This window comes from Nanhaiella sioensis (genome assembly GCF_046557775.1).
In the GTDB taxonomy this organism is placed as follows: Bacteria; Bacillota; Bacilli; order Bacillales; family SM2101; genus Nanhaiella; species Nanhaiella sioensis.
Map to the genome: position 1 here is coordinate 221,285 of NZ_JBKAEG010000002.1, position 17,948 is coordinate 239,232.

At 32.5% G+C, this 17,948-nt stretch carries 16 protein-coding genes and 1 CRISPR repeat array; of the genes, 2 read left to right on the forward strand and 14 right to left on the reverse strand.

The window, feature by feature from the left end:
- Positions 1–82: 82 nt before the first annotated feature.
- Positions 83–1,555 (reverse strand): S-layer homology domain-containing protein, encoded by a 1,473-nt coding sequence (locus V1503_RS24445; RefSeq protein ID WP_410629850.1) that lies wholly within the window; start codon positions 1,553–1,555, stop codon positions 83–85.
- A gap of 78 nt (positions 1,556–1,633) precedes the next feature.
- Entirely contained in the window at positions 1,634–1,915 is a 282-nt protein-coding gene (locus V1503_RS24450) for a helix-turn-helix transcriptional regulator (RefSeq protein WP_410629852.1), read from the reverse strand.
- A 191-nt stretch (positions 1,916–2,106) separates the two neighbouring features.
- On the opposite strand from V1503_RS24450, the gene V1503_RS24455 reads away from it, so the two are divergent.
- Both V1503_RS24455 and V1503_RS24460 read left to right on the forward strand, forming a co-directional pair.
- Positions 2,107–2,316 carry a helix-turn-helix domain-containing protein gene (locus V1503_RS24455; RefSeq protein WP_410629854.1) on the forward strand — a complete coding sequence of 70 codons (210 nt, stop codon included), beginning with the start codon at positions 2,107–2,109 and terminating at the stop codon, positions 2,314–2,316.
- A 110-nt stretch (positions 2,317–2,426) separates the two neighbouring features.
- Entirely contained in the window at positions 2,427–3,128 is a 702-nt protein-coding gene (locus V1503_RS24460) for a peptide arginase family protein (protein ID WP_410629856.1), read from the forward strand.
- A gap of 295 nt (positions 3,129–3,423) precedes the next feature.
- On the opposite strand, the gene V1503_RS24465 is transcribed toward V1503_RS24460, so the two are convergent.
- From V1503_RS24465 to V1503_RS24520, 12 genes are all read right to left on the reverse strand, one after another.
- Complete coding sequence (locus V1503_RS24465) at positions 3,424–4,356, reverse strand: hypothetical protein (RefSeq protein WP_410629858.1); 933 nt, start codon at positions 4,354–4,356, stop codon at positions 3,424–3,426.
- Between the two features lie 54 nt (positions 4,357–4,410).
- The gene (locus tag V1503_RS24470) at positions 4,411–5,094 is read right to left on the reverse strand and encodes a hypothetical protein (protein ID WP_410629860.1); all 684 of its coding nucleotides are present in this window, start codon (positions 5,092–5,094) and stop codon (positions 4,411–4,413) included.
- A 751-nt stretch (positions 5,095–5,845) separates the two neighbouring features.
- A CRISPR array of direct repeats spans positions 5,846–7,467; the repeat unit is 36 nt; unit sequence GTCATAGTTCCATTAAAGCCATTGCTGTACTATGAT.
- Between the two features lie 190 nt (positions 7,468–7,657).
- Positions 7,658–7,978 (reverse strand): CRISPR-associated endonuclease Cas2, encoded by a 321-nt coding sequence (cas2, locus tag V1503_RS24475; protein WP_410629862.1) that lies wholly within the window; start codon positions 7,976–7,978, stop codon positions 7,658–7,660.
- Positions 7,971–8,864 carry a type II CRISPR-associated endonuclease Cas1 gene (cas1, locus tag V1503_RS24480; protein ID WP_410629863.1) on the reverse strand — a complete coding sequence of 298 codons (894 nt, stop codon included), beginning with the start codon at positions 8,862–8,864 and terminating at the stop codon, positions 7,971–7,973. Before cas1 ends, cas2 begins: the two co-directional genes overlap by 8 nt.
- Before the next feature lie 101 nt (positions 8,865–8,965).
- A complete protein-coding gene (gene cas9, locus V1503_RS24485) occupies positions 8,966–12,208 on the reverse strand; it encodes a type II CRISPR RNA-guided endonuclease Cas9 (protein ID WP_410629865.1) in 3,243 nt (1,080 codons plus the stop codon).
- A gap of 459 nt (positions 12,209–12,667) precedes the next feature.
- Positions 12,668–13,210 carry an RsfA family transcriptional regulator gene (locus tag V1503_RS24490; protein ID WP_410629867.1) on the reverse strand — a complete coding sequence of 181 codons (543 nt, stop codon included), beginning with the start codon at positions 13,208–13,210 and terminating at the stop codon, positions 12,668–12,670.
- 136 nt (positions 13,211–13,346) lie between these two features.
- Positions 13,347–13,745, reverse strand: a complete 399-nt coding sequence (locus V1503_RS24495; RefSeq protein ID WP_410629868.1) for a DUF5365 family protein — start codon at positions 13,743–13,745, stop codon at positions 13,347–13,349.
- A gap of 140 nt (positions 13,746–13,885) precedes the next feature.
- Positions 13,886–14,164, reverse strand: a complete 279-nt coding sequence (locus tag V1503_RS24500; RefSeq protein ID WP_410629870.1) for an HU family DNA-binding protein — start codon at positions 14,162–14,164, stop codon at positions 13,886–13,888.
- Between the two features lie 95 nt (positions 14,165–14,259).
- Complete coding sequence (locus V1503_RS24505; protein WP_410629872.1) at positions 14,260–14,436, reverse strand: hypothetical protein; 177 nt, start codon at positions 14,434–14,436, stop codon at positions 14,260–14,262.
- A 93-nt stretch (positions 14,437–14,529) separates the two neighbouring features.
- Positions 14,530–14,805, reverse strand: a complete 276-nt coding sequence (locus V1503_RS24510; protein ID WP_410629873.1) for a hypothetical protein — start codon at positions 14,803–14,805, stop codon at positions 14,530–14,532.
- 217 nt (positions 14,806–15,022) lie between these two features.
- A complete protein-coding gene (locus V1503_RS24515) occupies positions 15,023–15,535 on the reverse strand; it encodes a hypothetical protein (RefSeq protein WP_410629875.1) in 513 nt (170 codons plus the stop codon).
- A gap of 56 nt (positions 15,536–15,591) precedes the next feature.
- A complete protein-coding gene (locus V1503_RS24520) occupies positions 15,592–16,989 on the reverse strand; it encodes a hypothetical protein (RefSeq protein WP_410629877.1) in 1,398 nt (465 codons plus the stop codon).
- Positions 16,990–17,948: the final 959 nt, after the last annotated feature.

The window sequence follows — 17,948 nt, forward strand, 5'->3', positions numbered from 1 at the left end:
TTAAGTGCGTCTTCCGCTACAGTTTTTATTCTATTAATTAGGACTATATCATTTCCACTATAAAAATTCAAGAAATGATATGTTATTTGTAATCAGGTTTTAACTGTTCATTAGATATTTCAATTCTGTGAAATTTAGGAATATCTCGAGTGTATAATTCGAGTTTTTTAGATACTTCTACTAGCGGGACATACATTGTATCATTTAATAATTCAGGAGCAATAGTGAGAGAAATCATTTCTCCATTTAACTTTGCTTGTTTATTGTTATGTTTTAGCTCTAATTTGTTTCCATTCACTTTTATAATTAATGTTTCACTATCAATTTCAACATCACCATATTGCTTATATAGGGATAATCCATCTATCATATCTACTTCTTTTTTCGTATATGATTTTGAAGCAAACCGGTCAGTATTAACGGAGTCATGTCGATAGATTGGATAATGGATAGACTTTAATTGAATATCTATTATAATCCCATCTTTACTTGTTGGTCTCGTGGGTAAAACGTTTTTAGTAAAATCAATGAAATCAAATGTTTTAGTACCATATTCTTCATACATCTTTAATTGCCTAATAGGCATAGTTCTTCGATAATCAAAATACCAGTCTTGTTGGGGGTGATTCGATAATGTATCTTGTCCGACAACAAAAGCATCATAGAAAGGGTATCTATCCTCCATTTTTTGTCCCGAACTTAAAAGTCCTCCTCTTTCAGCTTGCTCAAAGTACTCTTCTGGAGTTAATCTGAAACTGTCTCCATGTGAAATAAACTCATACAACTCCTTGATATAGTCAATTACTACAAGATTATCAATTCCTTTTTCTTCATCAATCTCACGAGCTAGTATCTTTCTATCTCCATAGGTTTCTCTCAATTGCTCCACAGTCATTTTTTTATAATCGTCTGTTGCTATAGGTTTCACAGGTTCATTTGTCATAGCACGATACACAAACACTGCAAGTTGCGCTCTTGTGTTACTAGCATCCGCTCGAAAAGTATTATCTTGATACCCTGTTGTGATTTCATTGTGCCGAAGAATTGAAATATAACGATAAGCCCAATGCTGTGTGTCTATATCATTAAAATCCTTGTCAGAAAACCCTTGTATATTAAAAGCATTTACTATCACCTTCGCCATTTGAGAACGAGTTAACTCCGCTTCAGGGTCGAATATCCCTGTTGATTTCCCGTCGAAAATTCCAGCCTTCACAACCGCTTGTATATATGCGTAATCTGAATGCTCGGTGGGAACATCGTAAAATTCCCTATATCCTTTTGCATCTTCAAGATCAAGATTCAACGCTTTTGCTAGTATACGAGCGGTTTGTGCTCTTGTCACAGTAGCATCAGGAGCAAACGTATTACCTTCCCTAGCTTCTGCAATGCCTTTTTCTTTTAGATACTGAATTTCCTTAAAGGCCCAATAACTTTCAGATACATCTTGAAAAGCTACTGTTTCAGCATGTACTACTGAATCATTTGGAATTACCGCTGAGAAACCACTGAATGCTATACTCATAGACAATACTATAGGTGCAAACTTTTTCATCATATCCCCTCCGATTCTATTAATTCTCTTACTACTAAACTCTCAAAAAAATAGCTTTCTGTAAAGAACAATTGACACTCAATCTATTTTATATCGTTGTTTTTTTAGCTTTTCGAGTAATATTCTGATTACTAACGCCAGAATTTCACGCACATTATTTTTGTCCATTTTTGACAAAATTGTAGATAGTCTATTCTGCACTGTGCTACTTGAGATCATTAATTTTTTTGCAGCTTCATAATTCGTACAACCCCGCATGCAAAGTTCAAAAATCAACTCTTTTTCTTTATTCGTCAGCTCATATTCAATCGCAATTTCGTCAATCACGTTATGTAGTATTTTCTTTTCTATTCTTTTCAAATAGATCACCTACCCCCGTCAAACGAAAATCTCATTACCTTAAACTAATTATAACATTTTAATGTACTTTTTGTACAATATTTTGTATTCAATATAGTGAATTACTAAAAAATTTATATTTATTCGTAACAAACAATTCTTGTGGTAAAATATTTTATAAAATAGTAATTATATATAGGTTCTCAAACGGGGTGATAACAATTATTACTTACAAGCCACTGTGGAAATTGTTGATTGATTTAGATATGAACAAAAAACAATTAAGGGAGGCTACAGGTCTATCCCCAACAATAATTTCAAATATGACTAAAGATCAATATGTCAACATAAAAACACTCGAAACGATTTGCTTAACTTTAGATTGTAAAATTGAGGATGTTGTTGAAATAATAAAAGAATAGTGTTCTGATTGTATTGTTTCATTAAAGCCATTGCTGTACTATACATTTACGAGTATTTTCTAAATTTTCATATATACTATAGATAAGGTCAATCAGGGGGGAGAGAGCTAATGAGAGACGAGAATAAAATATACTTTCCTGAAAAGAAAATTTATTTTATGGATCAGCACAAATGGGCATTTTATATATGGGAATTAACAAGAGAAAAAGGGTTAATACAGCCTAACGCTACTCTTTTTCATGTGGACGCTCATCTAGATGATTGCCCTTTCGTTTTAGAGGATAATCCCGAATACATAAACATTAAGGGCTTAGAAAACATAAAAGCTTTTACAGAGAATTATGTTAATATCGATACGTTCATCTGGCCAGCATTCGGTCGTGAAACAATCAATAACATTATCTACGTTTCAGATTTTGCAGGTAGTAATGAACCTTTCGATGATTGGAGTAGGAAACGAGTAGAAGGACGCATATATGAGGGTGTTAGAGTTCACTCCATTCAAGAACTAAAAAGAGCAATCTCACTTGGAGAAGTAGAACCATATATTCGGGATAATTCCTTAATACTCAATATTGATTTAGATTTCTTTAATGAAGAAGATTTATATGATTGTAATCCTCTATTGTATTCAGATCAAGAAGTAAAAGAATCTTTAACCTACCTAAAGAATTTATATAATTGGGACTTGATTACAGTTGCATTATCACCTGAGCATTGTGGTGGCAAGGAAGCATGTAATCATTTGTTTCATCTATTCCTAAACGTATTTGAGCTGGATTTAAAGAAAGGAATATCATGGGATGAATAAAAACTACTTATAGTTTATTATGCTATGTTAAACACCACAGTAATTAAGCTGTCATAGTTCCATTAATGCCATTGCTGTATTATGATAGGTAGTCGAAAAAGCCTGTAAAGACAATATTTACAGGCTTCACATAATATTTTCCCAATAATTTTTTTGTATTTCCCCTACAAATATTATCGCTTTTCAAAAAAAGAACATCTCCTCTTCAAGTGTGAAACAATTGATTGCGACCAATATTATAATGCTGCTAAGGATGTCCCTTTCAGTATAGACAAAGACTATATTATTATCTTTCTTATGGAATGCTTACATACATTCCCTCTTTAGTCATTTCAGGATAAACACTAAGTGTATTCCAATATTTCAAGACTGTTTCCCCTAATCCTTTTAGTTCGTAAACATCATTCCAATTTGGATATTTCTCAAATAAATCTTGTAATCTTTGATTCAAACTATCCCATACATCTGTAAAACCTTTCTGTTCAACCGCATCATTAACCATAGAAATAACTTCATTATTTTCCTTCAAACTATGAAGTGTACCACAAACTGTTGCTGCTATTTTTAAAAGAAGTGATGAGTTTTCTTCAAGGCATTTCATAAATTTATTTATGTTTGCGTGAATACGATATTCTTGAATGTCCTTATCAATTACTTCTTTTATATTTTTAATTAAATATAGTAAATATCCAATTAAATTACCAAAGCTTTCAGATTCAACTGTTGTGTAAGATAATCTCTCTACTATATATTCACGCCAAATAATATCTGCACGAATAATTAACATATGTTCTAAATGCGTTAAACCAACACCTCTTTTACCATCTTGTGAGTATACTCTTTCTAAGTTGGCATTGTCATGTATATGACATAATTCATGGTGAAGATAATGAAACGATTTATTGGCAATTTCCTTCTCGGAGAATAAACCATACAATATATTATCACTGAATATTATTGACTGTTGTAGTTTATCATCTTCACTATAATGCTTTAAAACTTTTGCAACAGCCTGACCATGTTCAGTATTAGTAGCTCCATGTTCACTAAGTCCATGGTCTCTTTGGAATTTAATTACATCTAAAAAGAAATCAGAGGTTACAATAATGGATTTAAGACTTTCTAATTCAAGGTGATCATTTAATTCTGTAATTCTGTCATTTAAAAATCGGTTTAAATTTGCCCTCTGCTCATTATTAAAGATTTCTGTATTATAAATAATGTCCACTCATCTTCACCACCATATTTATAAATAAATCTACACCCATAACATGACTTTATTTTATTTGATTTTTTTGTCTAATTCATTTAATAATTTAATATAGTTATAAAAATCTTCTGTTACATTCATGCTCTTCAGAGTATTTAATCCTGTCGAATTAATTACTGTTGATGTGTTCTTTAAAGCCTCTAAAATCATAAAATAAGTGCAAGTTTTTATATCTAAAAGAATTTCAACGACTTCTACATCTATGTATCGATTCAATTTTAGCACTTCATCAATATATACCTTTGTATTTTCTTTTGACTGATAAAGAAAATCTACGCACTTTATCATTGCTGTAGAATTCCTTTTTAGTGGAATAATGACATAAGGATCTATTTTACTCATTAGCAACTCAATTTCTGGATAAGATACTGAGTTTCCAAGTTGATGATTAGCAATTTTTTGTAGTTCTTTAAGCATTAATTCATTTTCTTTATGTATATCACGAATTTTTTTATTTATTTTATCTCTTAGTATCCACTTACTATATTTATCAGGCAAATAAGTTACTATCATATAAAATATATAACTCACTACATACGATAAGCTACAAGCATAAAGTATTTCTCCAAGTTCCGATCCCCAACTATAAAACTCTGGTGTATCCTTCCATATAAATTGCGTAATAGCAATTATTACAATAGAAATTAGAAGACCGATACTTATATATAAATTATAAAATTTTAATAAATATCTCACCCGAAACCTCACCTAATTAGTTTTTAAACTTACTTACCAACTCATTAATCATCGTTACTATATATATTTTATCATTTTAAGTTATTAAAATGTTTCTTTTTATATAATACACATCGGATTAAAAAGTTTTGTTTTCTCCTTTTAAAACTGAGGATGGTGAGAGTTATACAATTGATAATTTCACACTTGTTAACTCATATTATATATCCACTAAAGCCTTTGCTGTGCTATTCTCTTGTCAACTGGAACAAGATATACATCCGAAGTCATATTTCGATTAAAGCCATTGCTGTACTATGATAGGTAGTCGAAAAAGCCTGTAATGACAATATTTACAGGCTTTTTGTGTATTATTTTAAACTGTATCATATGATTTTCTTTTTTGACTGTATTAGAGTACTTAATTTGGCATACCTTGAATACTATATATTATCATCAACTTTTCAGGCTATAAGGAGGTGATGTATATTAAAGTTTATCAATCGCTAAAGCTTACTATCTCTTTTCTGGGACAACACATTTCTTTACAGTACTATAAAAATATAAAAAAATAGACCCTAGAAAAGGCCTATCCATTTGAAGAATCGCTTGTCACATTAGGCCGTAGAATATATTGTTAGGACTACGGTCTTTCTTATTATATGAAGGCTTCTTTCCTTATTATGAATGACTTATTCTAAAACATTTACACATTTAATTTATCCTCATGATGTATAATATCTTTATTAGCTCTGTGACTATGTATTCAAGGGTCATAGTTCCATTAAAGCCATTGCTGTACTATGATTGATTTTGCCTGCTTTTGGCATGTTCAACCGTCATAGTTCCATTAAAGCCATTGCTGTACTATGATACCGTTATTTTTGGACTCTTTACAGTCGATGTCATAGTTCCATTAAAGCCATTGCTGTACTATGATTTAACCAGTTCCCACCTCGTAAGCGTGCTTGTCATAGTTCCATTAAAGCCATTGCTGTACTATGATTAATCCCCTTTTCGGGAACTAATTCGTTTCGTCATAGTTCCATTAAAGCCATTGCTGTACTATGATCATATGAATTGTTCTGAGGTACTACCTCTTGTCATAGTTCCATTAAAGCCATTGCTGTACTATGATCAATAGGTACGGAAGATGCACCAGCAGGAAGTCATAGTTCCATTAAAGCCATTGCTGTACTATGATGAAGACGTTCAAGCTGACCAACTAGCTTACGTCATAGTTCCATTAAAGCCATTGCTGTACTATGATTCATATCGAATAGGATCTTTCCAATGTCTTCGTCATAGTTCCATTAAAGCCATTGCTGTACTATGATACATACGTTAACTGGGAGCAAGGTCATAGGTCATAGTTCCATTAAAGCCATTGCTGTACTATGATTTCATCCCAACCGGGACAATCGAAAATTCCGTCATAGTTCCATTAAAGCCATTGCTGTACTATGATATATGTACGAGTATCAACAATGCTGAAAAGGTCATAGTTCCATTAAAGCCATTGCTGTACTATGATTTACGATCTCTATCACACCATGTATACATTTGTCATAGTTCCATTAAAGCCATTGCTGTACTATGATATCCGCCTGTTACGCCGTTCGTCATCGTATGTCATAGTTCCATTAAAGCCATTGCTGTACTATGATCAACTTACCTAATACAAAAGCACCAAAACCGTCATAGTTCCATTAAAGCCATTGCTGTACTATGATATATGGATTTAAATGCTAGAGATTTTAACAGTCATAGTTCCATTAAAGCCATTGCTGTACTATGATAAAGGGAATGCGAAGTTGTCACATCTGTTAGTCATAGTTCCATTAAAGCCATTGCTGTACTATGATAGAATTACTTGGTACGACGACGGTTTTGATTGTCATAGTTCCATTAAAGCCATTGCTGTACTATGATCAACTCATGGAGTTTATGAGGGATAATGCGTCATAGTTCCATTAAAGCCATTGCTGTACTATGATGTGTGGTTACATCTTTGGTATCACGAATATGTCATAGTTCCATTAAAGCCATTGCTGTACTATGATATAACAGTTGGTTTGAAAAAGAAAAATATAGTCATAGTTCCATTAAAGCCATTGCTGTACTATGATTTGAGTCGAATTGCACTACTGGAGAAGATCGTCATAGTTCCATTAAAGCCATTGCTGTACTATGATTAATATATCTGGATTATCAAGCGCTTGTGCGTCATAGTTCCATTAAAGCCATTGCTGTACTATGATAGAGAAAACAGCATTGTATATCGACGTGTAGTCATAGTTCCATTAAAGCCATTGCTGTACTATGATAAACCTAACGGGGAGTGTAGCATGTTGCGTAGTCATAGTTCCATTAAAGCCATTGCTGTACTATGATAGGTAGTCGAAAAAGCCTGTAATGACAATATTTACAGGCTTTTTTGTATATTATTTTGAAGTGAATCCTATGATTTTTTCCTTGAATTTTATCGTTTTTCAAAAAAACACCCTTATATTTTAAATTATTTTCTATCTTTATTTTTCCCCGTTGTTTAAATTATAGACCATGCAGATATAGTATTCCTTATTTAAAATAACGAAAGTTGATTGGTTGTTATATGCCTTTCATTTGTTGTGTAATCTCCAAGTAGTAATCTCATGCGTTCGTATTGTTTTTCTGTAACAGGTAAAGCTCTAATAGAACCTTTAGGTGGTATAACCTTTTTGATGTTGTCTAATTGACGTTCCATAGATTCGTGACCATTGCATAGTCGGCAATAAACGCTATATTGCATCATATCAAACCCTTGATTAAGTAAAAAGTTTCGGAACTTTGTATAATCACGACGCTCCTTTTTTGTTTTTACTGGCAAGTCAAAAAACAATAAAATTCTCATATAATTACTCATACTGATGCACCCTTAATGGGAGCACTTTTGGCAATTTAAGATATAAGGGGTCCTGCTGGCGACAACATGCTATAAAGCTTTTGGTGATATCATCTATGGCAGTTGTGATTGATCTATGGCTTCCATCTATATAGACATTCATATTCAATAAGTTTACTATATCTGCTTTTGTTTGGGTGTCCCACTGATCTAGTTCCTGTTGAGCTACATGACAATCAACGATTGGTCGTAAAACCTCCATAAAATCATCAGCAAGATTAAAGGAGTTTAATTGATTGTCATGATCTATACCCAAGCATGTTGTAAATCCGTAATTTGTTAAGGATCGTGCTACAGCACTACGCATGATCGAGTAACCATAGTTTAAATACTTATTTAGCTCACTATCAGATCTTCTACTAAAGGAGTCTCCAAAAAGATATAGGAAATATTTCCTTGCTGCATAAGCTTCCCGGTTTGAACTATCTCCTGATTCTACAGTTTTTGCAATATTTTCAAGTTCCTTAGCGCCTTCCTTACTTAAATAATCTAAACAATAAGCTTGGTTTAGAATTTTTTGTACAACAATTCTTTGCCAGATTCTTTTTTTAAACGGTTTAGATAAACCTAACTGAGTCTTTAATACAGTTAATTGTCTTGAGTGCTGATGGTATCCAGTTAAAATACCATTAGGAAGTTTCTTATCACTACATGTAATTAAGCTTATTTTATGATCGACACATTGACTAAGTAGGCTAGAGGTAATTGTAACCGCAGGAGCTTCAATCAAAATTGATGCGATGTCTTGTAATGGGATAGTAAGAATTTCTTCTCTCTGGATAATCAACTGTTTATTTTTTACTGATAAACGAGCGTTTTGAGTAATCATAATATGTCTCCAGCTCATAAAAACTTCTCCTTTCATTCTATGTTTCTACTATCCTACCCAAATGAGAGAATTTTAAAACGGTAGATTTATAATATTTTTATCTACCGTTTTGAGTATATTTATATATTTATTTTCTGCTTTGGCTTCCTGAATGATTGTCTTTTCTCTTGTTTAACCATTTTAATATCACCAAGAATACCAACTTCATATTTTTCAAGTAAATCGAGTGATTTAATACTGAACCTAATTTCACTAGATTTCGATGGCTTATTAATATCTTTTAAATTTATTCTATCAGAGTTAATATCTAGAGTAATAAAATAGAAAAACTGATCTTCTTCTGCTTTTTTAACTCGTATTAAATCATAGGGGTGTAGACTAAATTTGAAGTCATATGTTTCATCGATTGTAATCCACTGATCGTACCCTTTACCAGTTGTCACAGCTTTGTTTGGGAATTCGGATAAACTTGTGTCCATAACATAAATCGGAACCATATATAACTTTCCTTCTTTTTCAAACAAATCAATTCTTACTAATTCTCCATTTTGTGCTACCCCGTCATTAACTTCTCTAACAAACGATTTGGATTCTACTTCTACCTTCACCTTTCGAATAGGATTACCTACGCCATTATTACAGGGCTTACGCAACACCTCTTCAAATGCTTTATTTGAATCCTGGCCATGATCTAGGTACCTCTGTTTTATTGCTTCATAAGTAGCTCTGTCTTGATCTTTTCCCACCATCTTAAAGTCCCCCTGCTTATCGAACTTAATATCTTTTAGAGGAACACGTTTTGCAATAACAGTCTTACCTTTCTCATCAACCCCAGCTTTCATCATAATCGTTTCTTTATGAGCAGCACCTGTAATTGAACGCTTTAACATACGTGAAACAATCATATAATTAGGTAACTCCAGACCAGATTCAATTGCACCTTTCACTTCACTCGGAATAGGTTGAACTGCTATCTTGGATAGTAACTCATCTCGGAAGCCTCTCCATGGCCAAGGAAAATACGTTTTCATATGTACATTCAAATTTTCTTTGTTTTTGTGATATTTTGTCATTCTAGTCACCATGTAGTGGTCTGTACATGCTACTACAACAGCATCCATGGCATGATGCAAGTGCGTATCTTGTCTTTCTTTTTCTAGTCCCCAACGTCTTCTGATGTGAGATGTTATTATCCCATTGACTGTTTGAACCCGTTTAAGAAAATTGTCATCTTGCCCCTTTTTAAATTCTAAATTGTGTTCAATAAAGTTTTTTAAGAATTTGCTTGCGTACCGAGTATCATTTAGGTGCCTTTCTCTTATTTGATCCCTTTCCCTGCCACTGTATTCTTTCTTCAGCAAGTTCTGCTTTTTCTTTTTTGAAAAAGATGAGTTAGATTGAACATAACTCTCAAAAGCTTCCCAATTTGAATTGTTTTTCGTTAAATAATCATAAGGGATTTTGTCTCCCTTTTTCCGATTTTCGTCACTATACACAAGAACTTTGTTATGGTAGCTATCCATAAAGCTTTGGCTGTACGGTAAAATGTGATCAACATCTAATGTTGGTACACTTCCACGTTCTCTCCGTAACTCAGAGAAAAATGTGTCAGGTTTAATCTTTTTTAGTGAATAGGGACATCTTTCACCTTGCTCTTTCCAAAGTTTATAACGAACAATATCATGACCAGTTGGATTTAATATGCCGTATTCAATAAGCATCTTAATAGCACCTTTGTTACGTTTGTAATTCTCATTTTGCTCCTTAATAATTTTCTGTCTCTCTTTATGGTCTTTTGATAACTCCCGAGCTAATTCGATGTGGATAGATAAAGGGGAGCCATATCGCTTAATTATTGCATTAATGACTTTACGAGATTGTGTTAAAGCCCTTTTCACAATAGGATTTGTAATTTCTTCAGGAATCTTAATTAGAAGCGTACGTCGTTCTGATTTCTTCAATCCTGTTGTATCATAGTTTAGAAAATCTGCTGCTTGCTTAAAGGTTTTTCCTTCCAACATAACAGGCAGTAACTTTTGAATAGCTTTAAAAGATAAATGTCCAAATTTTGTATAGGAGAGATGTAATAATTGTTCAACAAGCTCATTAGGATAACTACGTTTGGATAAATTTGTTGGATTTTTCAAATATGAACGAATATCCATATCTGTTTTATAAACCGTTAATGCAAATCCAAACGTGTCAAAATCTAATCTAGTGTAATTTTTAGTACCCTCTAGTGTTCCCATATAGTTGAACACACATTTTTTTATTTCATAAAACGATTTGATATTTACAAATTCTTTTTGCTCAATTTTTTTTATTGTTTCATTAGGATCATATGTGAGGTTATTGAATGCAGATGAATCATCTAATTTGATCCACTTTCGTATATCATGATACGTAATTTTTGGTAATGATTTTTTATTTAAATAATCTGTTCGATTAAATATTTTATCTAAAATCAACTCTCTTTGTTCATTGCTCAGAGGGTCAAGTTTTGCACCTATTCTTATATTATTTAACTTATCAAGTACCATATAGTATTGGAAGGTATATGTAGCTTTAGGAATTCGTCGTTCCTTATCCTCTAAAGAACAAGCTCCGACTTTTTTGAGTATTTGGTTACCCGAAGCAAAGGGTAACTGGTGCCCCCAAATCTTGATGTACTGTTCTTGCATCTCTTCAGAAGCAAATTCTGAATGAAATTGTCTTTGTGCTTCAAATAGCGTCTTTATTTCACTTTCTAAATCAAATCTGCTAACAGAGAAAACATATTCTTCAGTAGTGTTATGTCGCCTTTCTAGTTTTCTGAAAGAAGGGTCTTTCATCCACATTTCTCCTACAGTGCGATATGAAGATAGGCGTTGTTTATTTTCTTTTATGTTGGTTAATACTCGTCCAGTTTCAGTCTCTTTAAGCTCTGATTTACGATTAGATTTAAAGCCTCTACGTTGAGAAAGGTGGATGAGTAATCTTGTCCATTCGAAACGATTTAACAAACGATCTAATCCCTCAATACGAATATCCCAAATATCAACTGTTCCCTTTTTTAAAGGGTATAATTTATTCAATTCTTCTTGACTAATAACATCATATTCTACTAACAATTTGCGAATTTTTTGTTTTCTCAGTTTTTGTCTGTTTAATCGCCTTCGGGAGGATCGAGCTAAACGACGAGGCTCAGCAAGGGATGCACCTGTTTTAGGGATTTCAGATTTATCAAACATTCGAACACCCATATCAATAATGCTTGTTTTTTCATATTTTTCTTCGATTTCGTCATAGTCTAATTGAATGACACCCCATCCAATGGAATTTGTACCAATATCAAGGCCAATTCGATAATCTATGTCTTTCAAATATGTTCTCCTCCTTCACAAAAATTGTTAATAAAAAAGACCCTTGCTATCAAATGAGTAGCCAGGGTCCTTGTAGTCAGATTAAAGTGGGGAGACACCCGTCGTAACGGGCAGGCGATCCCCAACGCCACGGGCCTAAGCCCTTATCATAGAAACATCAAAGCCATTGCTGTACCATGATACTAATATTTTACAAAAAAACTCAAAAGATGTACAGCCAAATCTAAGAAATCTATAAGAATTTTTCATTAAATTTGCTTATATTAGATTTAATATAATATAGTTCTTGAGGTTTTCACCAGATATCACTATCCATTACCCATTACTCAATTATAATAGTTTACCTGTTTTTCCGCTCCCTGCACCCCGACCGCCCTTATAGAAACATGCTATCTTTCTCCATTATGCCACAATTTCCCCATCAAAAGAACTCTTGTTCCTCTCAAAACACTGATATTACTAACTTTTTTCAACAAACATATACAGCTTTCGAGCTCGTTCGATAATAGTAAGCAGCGTCTTGTAGTCTTCCTTGATATCGCATGTTCTTACTAAAAGAGTTTCTTTTTCCACTTCCAACTCTTTCAACTTACTTTCAAGTTGATTAATACGATGGACCAACTCTTCATTCTCTTGTGCAATATCTTCATAACGCTGACTTTGTCCTTCAAGCAATTGTAAATAATTGATGACGTTTGATATATTTAAACGTTCAACACTATTTTTTTGTTCTATATGTCGCACCTCAGCTTTATCCTCTAATGATTTACTATTATTTTTCTCTTTGCGTTGCTTCTTCGCAAGCTCAATTCCTGTCTTATATTGTTTTCTAACAAATGAATTCCACCGAAAGCCACAAGCTGAAGCTGTCCTCGATAAACGCTTTCCTACTTCCTCAAAGGCTGATAATTGTGTTCCACCTTCTCTTATGTGCCTTAGTACCACCTCAGCTAATAACAAATCCTCATCCTGTTTCCATGCGTCTTGACGTTTAGCACCCATACTCTCCCCTCCTAATCGCTTTTTTCTTGATATATGCGTTAAGAAAGGAAGATAGACTTTTTTAAATATTTTCAATTCAAAAAGACGAGATTTCTACTCTCGCCTTCCATTTTTCATATGTATCTTAGTGCTCTGATTAGATGATATAACGATTAGTCGGCTGACTGTATTCACTAAAGGTATGTGTTTTCGCAGTAATGAATTGTTCTAGTTTGAACGGAAATGACAATTGATATTCATTTAATATTTTTTCATTCTTAATAAATATCTTATGGTGTCTATCTGTAACATTGTCTGGTCTTATTGTCTCGATTAATGCCTTAAGTACTTGTAAACTAGATATCACCTGAAACGCTTCTTTTAATGTTCCGTGATAGACCTCTTGCATGTCTCCTACATGTAATATATTAAGCTCTTTGAAACGAACGATATCCTCATCTGAAAAATATTGAGGCAAAATTTCCGAATAAAAATCATGAATTAACTCCCTAATCTCTTTTTCTTGTAAAGGAGTTGAGGCAAATACTATTTTCACTTTGTACCCCCACTTATTTATTTCTATAAAGAAAGAATATCATAAGTTAGAGCATTACATATGTGGTAAAAAATTACTATTAATCACAAATAAAAAAAGCCTATCTATTGATAGACTTGGATTGACTAGTAGTATGTATGTTAGCCGTTTTTAACCGCTTCTTTTAGTTCTTTACCTGACTTAAAAGCTGGGGCCTTACTTGCTGCGATATCAATCTCTTCACCAGTTTGTGGATTTCGACCTTTACGTGCTGAACGCTCACGTACTTCAAAATTGCCAAAACCAAGAATAGAAACTTTGTCACCCTTTGCTAAAGATTCTTGAATAGTTTTAAATACTGCATCCACCGCTACACTTGAGTCTTTCTTACTTAGTTCTGCTTTACTTGCAACTGCACTTACTAATTCTGTTTTATTCATAATTTTAAAACCTACCTTTCTTAGAGAATATTATTATATCAGGCAGTTTATCCAATTGAAAGAACTATAATACTCTCAAACTACAAGATATTATATCAACACTCGACTTTTTGAAAAGTCGCAATATTATATTCTGTGTCACCTTCGAACGTCTGAGGCATGATACTCTTTAGTTCAAACCCATTAGATATCATCGTATTGATTTGTTTCTGGATTGATAATTCCTCCTCTATTGTATCAGGAGTTTTGAATTTAAGCCTTTTTAGAATCATAGTATACACACCATTCTTTATGATTTTACATGCGTCACTATGCTTATTCTAGTTTAAAACCTCAATCTCCTACTCTTTTATATTAATCTTTCGTTAATTTCCTCTATCCTTATAGCGATAAGCAGCTTTAAAGTAGCTAATCGGTTTATTTTCTACCCCATGTTGTACTTCAATCAACCCTAATACTGTTGGGCCATATATTGCTCTCTCAATTGTTATTTCTTCTTCGCGATACGTTACAGTAGCGGTGAATGTGTATGGATATTCAGGAAGTCCCATGACATCCGTTGGAGCCTTATCGTCCCCTAAAAAGAAAATGTCAATAATCTTCACAGGATCTTCTAATAATGAGTTTTCTGTAGGAGTCATGTTGTCATTTAACTTAAGAATGGTTTTCAAGCGATGGATATAGTTCAGTTCTCCTTGAATATCATCATTTTTTTAATAATGAAAATCTAACATTTCCGCCTCCCGATTTATATTACCAACATAATAACCATAATATCACTTGAGGTGAATAAAAAGAAAAGCATGAGCAACATCTGCCCATGCTATAATTAACCTAATATTTTATTGTTCCTATAAACTAATCCTCAAAATATCCAGAGTCAATTAGTTTTTGGATTCTAGTTGATAACTCATGTTTTATTTCTTTAGTTCTAAGATTAGATATTTTTATTTCTTCTAACCCTTCAGTAAAAACAGCATATTGATTGTTTAATTTTTTTATTTCAGCTAAGTCCTCTTTAGTTAATGAATCAGTGAGTGATTTCTCATATAGCCCAAAAATACTCATATATGAGCTTTTTACAAAGGCCCTTACTTCAGTTTCAACAGGTAATCTTAAATAATAGTTTTCATCAGATGCACTTTTAATTTTTCTCAACGCAGAGGTATAATACTCTGTGTTACCCTCATCGATTGCCTCTACTAAATATTCCATTTCATATGCAATGTCAAATTGGTTACTTAAATATTTCGTGTATGAATTATTGATAATGGCTGCATTATCATTTGTTGTCTCAAATAACACTAGATTAAGAAAAAGAGAAGTAACAAACGAAAATAATAAAATGGTTTTAATTAATTTTGACTTCAATATTTCCACTCTCCAACACAGAGTATTTCAAGTTTTTAAGCCTAGATAATAATTTTTTAATCAGTCCATTTCACTTCCATCATTCTACCTGTCCAATAATATGCTGTATATGATGAATTTGGATTCTGATAATTATTTTCAAATCTTGCAGAATAGTTAATTCTTGTAACTGGTTCAATCGAAGCAGCACCCACGCCTGAATTACTACCTTTAATTCTATATGTGAAGTGTGTTACAAACCCTCCATTAGTTTTATATGAATTACCTATAGTTGTGCCTGATGGTAAATCAATCTCAGTGCCTAAACCATTACGAACTTTTACATTAAAATAATAAAGAGCATTGTTATTTACATTTACATCTTTCACATGAGTAACATTAGGTTTAAAGGTTAACTGTTCAGCTACTAGTTTCAAAGGTTCTTTTAAAAATATTTCTAAATACCACCATTTTTCCAGTATATTGAGTCCTATTCCGGCTGCTGGCCAAACCTCATCCTCTAACACATCTAAATTTGTTGAACCCGTAAATAGCATATTAAGTCCTTGAGCCCTAGCAGTAGTTTTAGCATATAGAGGGTCTCTTAGATAACTCTCTACAACACTTATATTACTAAAAGTTCGCATAGTAACTGTAGTTGTACCATCAGAATTATTAGATGAATAAAAGTTTGTGACACCAGTAGTTTCCCCGATATTAGTAAATGTAGTTGGGAGTGTTTCAGTTCCACCTTTGCCAAGATAACCAACATCGTCAGTACCCATGTGAGTAGAAACATCTTGACTACTTATACTTGTAGCAACTTTTAACATAGTTGGAGCAAGTTTTGGTGTTACTAAATTTGATGTTTGTACAACTGTATTTTTGTTGTTTTTTAATTCAATTAATTCTTCTGCCTTATTTATTTCAGCTTTAGAAAGTTCTGTATGATCTCCAAAAAACAGGCTACCTATGCCTTTTTCAGATATTTCACCAATTGAAATTGTAACTATAGCATTTTTTGTTGATGGATTAAAATATAAACCTAAGATACTATCTTCTGATCCCCCTTTTGTCTCTGATGTACCTTCAAGTGGACCATAGTAATAAATTCCTTCTTCACCGGTAAACTTTTCTAAACTTCCATTATAATTACCTTTATAATTGTCATCGTTCACTTTAGTCACTGTGTGTACATCAAAATATGATTCACTGTTATTTTCTTCGATTTTTATATTTAGGTTTATAAAGGTATTCTTATATTTCTCTTTGGTTAAACCAACCTTCTCCTTGTTTCCCTTTAAAATATTTTCATTTGTTAAATCTTCCATATCCTTAGCATAATTCAATTTAATCTGATGTGTAGAATTTACTTTTACTTGGCCACTACTTAAATCTATAGCATTTGCTTTTGTAGTGATTACTGAACTAAACAGTACTGATAATATTATTCCAAAAATAGCAATTCTTTTCATGAACTCTTTCTCCTAACACTCTCTTTTTAATAATCGATAATATAGATTACAAACCAGTTTGTGTAATTAATTGTTCGAACAAACTTAGCTTATCATTATGTGAGAATTATGTAATTAGGTAGTTTTAACCAATATTCTACAAATATTAATAAACTAGCTTTTCAATAGATTTGTTGATTTTGTGAACAAAAAAATGGTTAATTTAGAGAATAAAATCACAGCATATTACCATTAGTTAGATGGAGTAATTTATATATTTTCAAACACAATTTGTCCATTGTGTCGTATAGAATTTTAAAATCCACCTCGGATAACGGTGATGGGATGTGATATTTTTTATAAAGTCTTAGCAAGCTAATTAAGTCAGTCTAGAATTTATGGACCTCCTAAGAATTTATAACCAAAAATAATTAATCAAAAATACTTGTTATTCCACAATATGGCCCTTTTCTTGAATAACTATATTGTCGTTCAGATTTTCTATCTCTAATTATAAAAATCCCTTTAGAGATATATATCCAAAGGGTAAAACGTCGTATCTTTTTTATAAGCATCGCGACTTTATTCAAAACATCGCATCTTTTTTATAAACATCGTAACTTTATTTCAAACCAACAGTATTTGATCTCCAATTATTTTGACAACGGAAACAAAAAACCTTTTCGAAAGAAATTGCTTAGTAAAAGTTAATACTATGGTAGACTTGCAAATATCAGCCTACAACAGGAGTATTTGGTGTGGATTATAAAGTGGAACGAATTACAGGTAACTTCTGTTACGACATAATGCAGTTTCAATGTAAGTGATGATATGAGTGTTGATTTCACATTAAACCCTGTCAATACAGTTTGTGATACACCTCCAATAAGGATTAACATTTATCAATTTTAGACAATAAATTTATACTAACCAGCTTGAGACTAACGAATAATTGCCGTTGTTTTAACGTTACTACTTTA

What these genes read in the sequence shown, in the direction of transcription:
- V1503_RS24445 (WP_410629850.1), bottom strand. Translation starts at nt 1,555, where the DNA reads ATGAAAAAGTTTGCACCTATAGTATTGTCTATGAGTATAGCATTCAGT.
- V1503_RS24460 (WP_410629856.1), top strand. Translation starts at nt 2,427, where the DNA reads ATGAGAGACGAGAATAAAATATACTTTCCTGAAAAGAAAATTTATTTT.
- cas2 (WP_410629862.1), bottom strand. Translation starts at nt 7,978, where the DNA reads ATGAGTAATTATATGAGAATTTTATTGTTTTTTGACTTGCCAGTAAAA.
- cas1 (WP_410629863.1), bottom strand. Translation starts at nt 8,864, where the DNA reads ATGAGCTGGAGACATATTATGATTACTCAAAACGCTCGTTTATCAGTA.
- V1503_RS24490 (WP_410629867.1), bottom strand. Translation starts at nt 13,210, where the DNA reads ATGGGTGCTAAACGTCAAGACGCATGGAAACAGGATGAGGATTTGTTA.
- V1503_RS24500 (WP_410629870.1), bottom strand. Translation starts at nt 14,164, where the DNA reads ATGAATAAAACAGAATTAGTAAGTGCAGTTGCAAGTAAAGCAGAACTA.
- V1503_RS24505 (WP_410629872.1), bottom strand. Translation starts at nt 14,436, where the DNA reads ATGATTCTAAAAAGGCTTAAATTCAAAACTCCTGATACAATAGAGGAG.
- V1503_RS24510 (WP_410629873.1), bottom strand. Translation starts at nt 14,805, where the DNA reads ATGACTCCTACAGAAAACTCATTATTAGAAGATCCTGTGAAGATTATT.
- V1503_RS24520 (WP_410629877.1), bottom strand. Translation starts at nt 16,989, where the DNA reads ATGAAAAGAATTGCTATTTTTGGAATAATATTATCAGTACTGTTTAGT.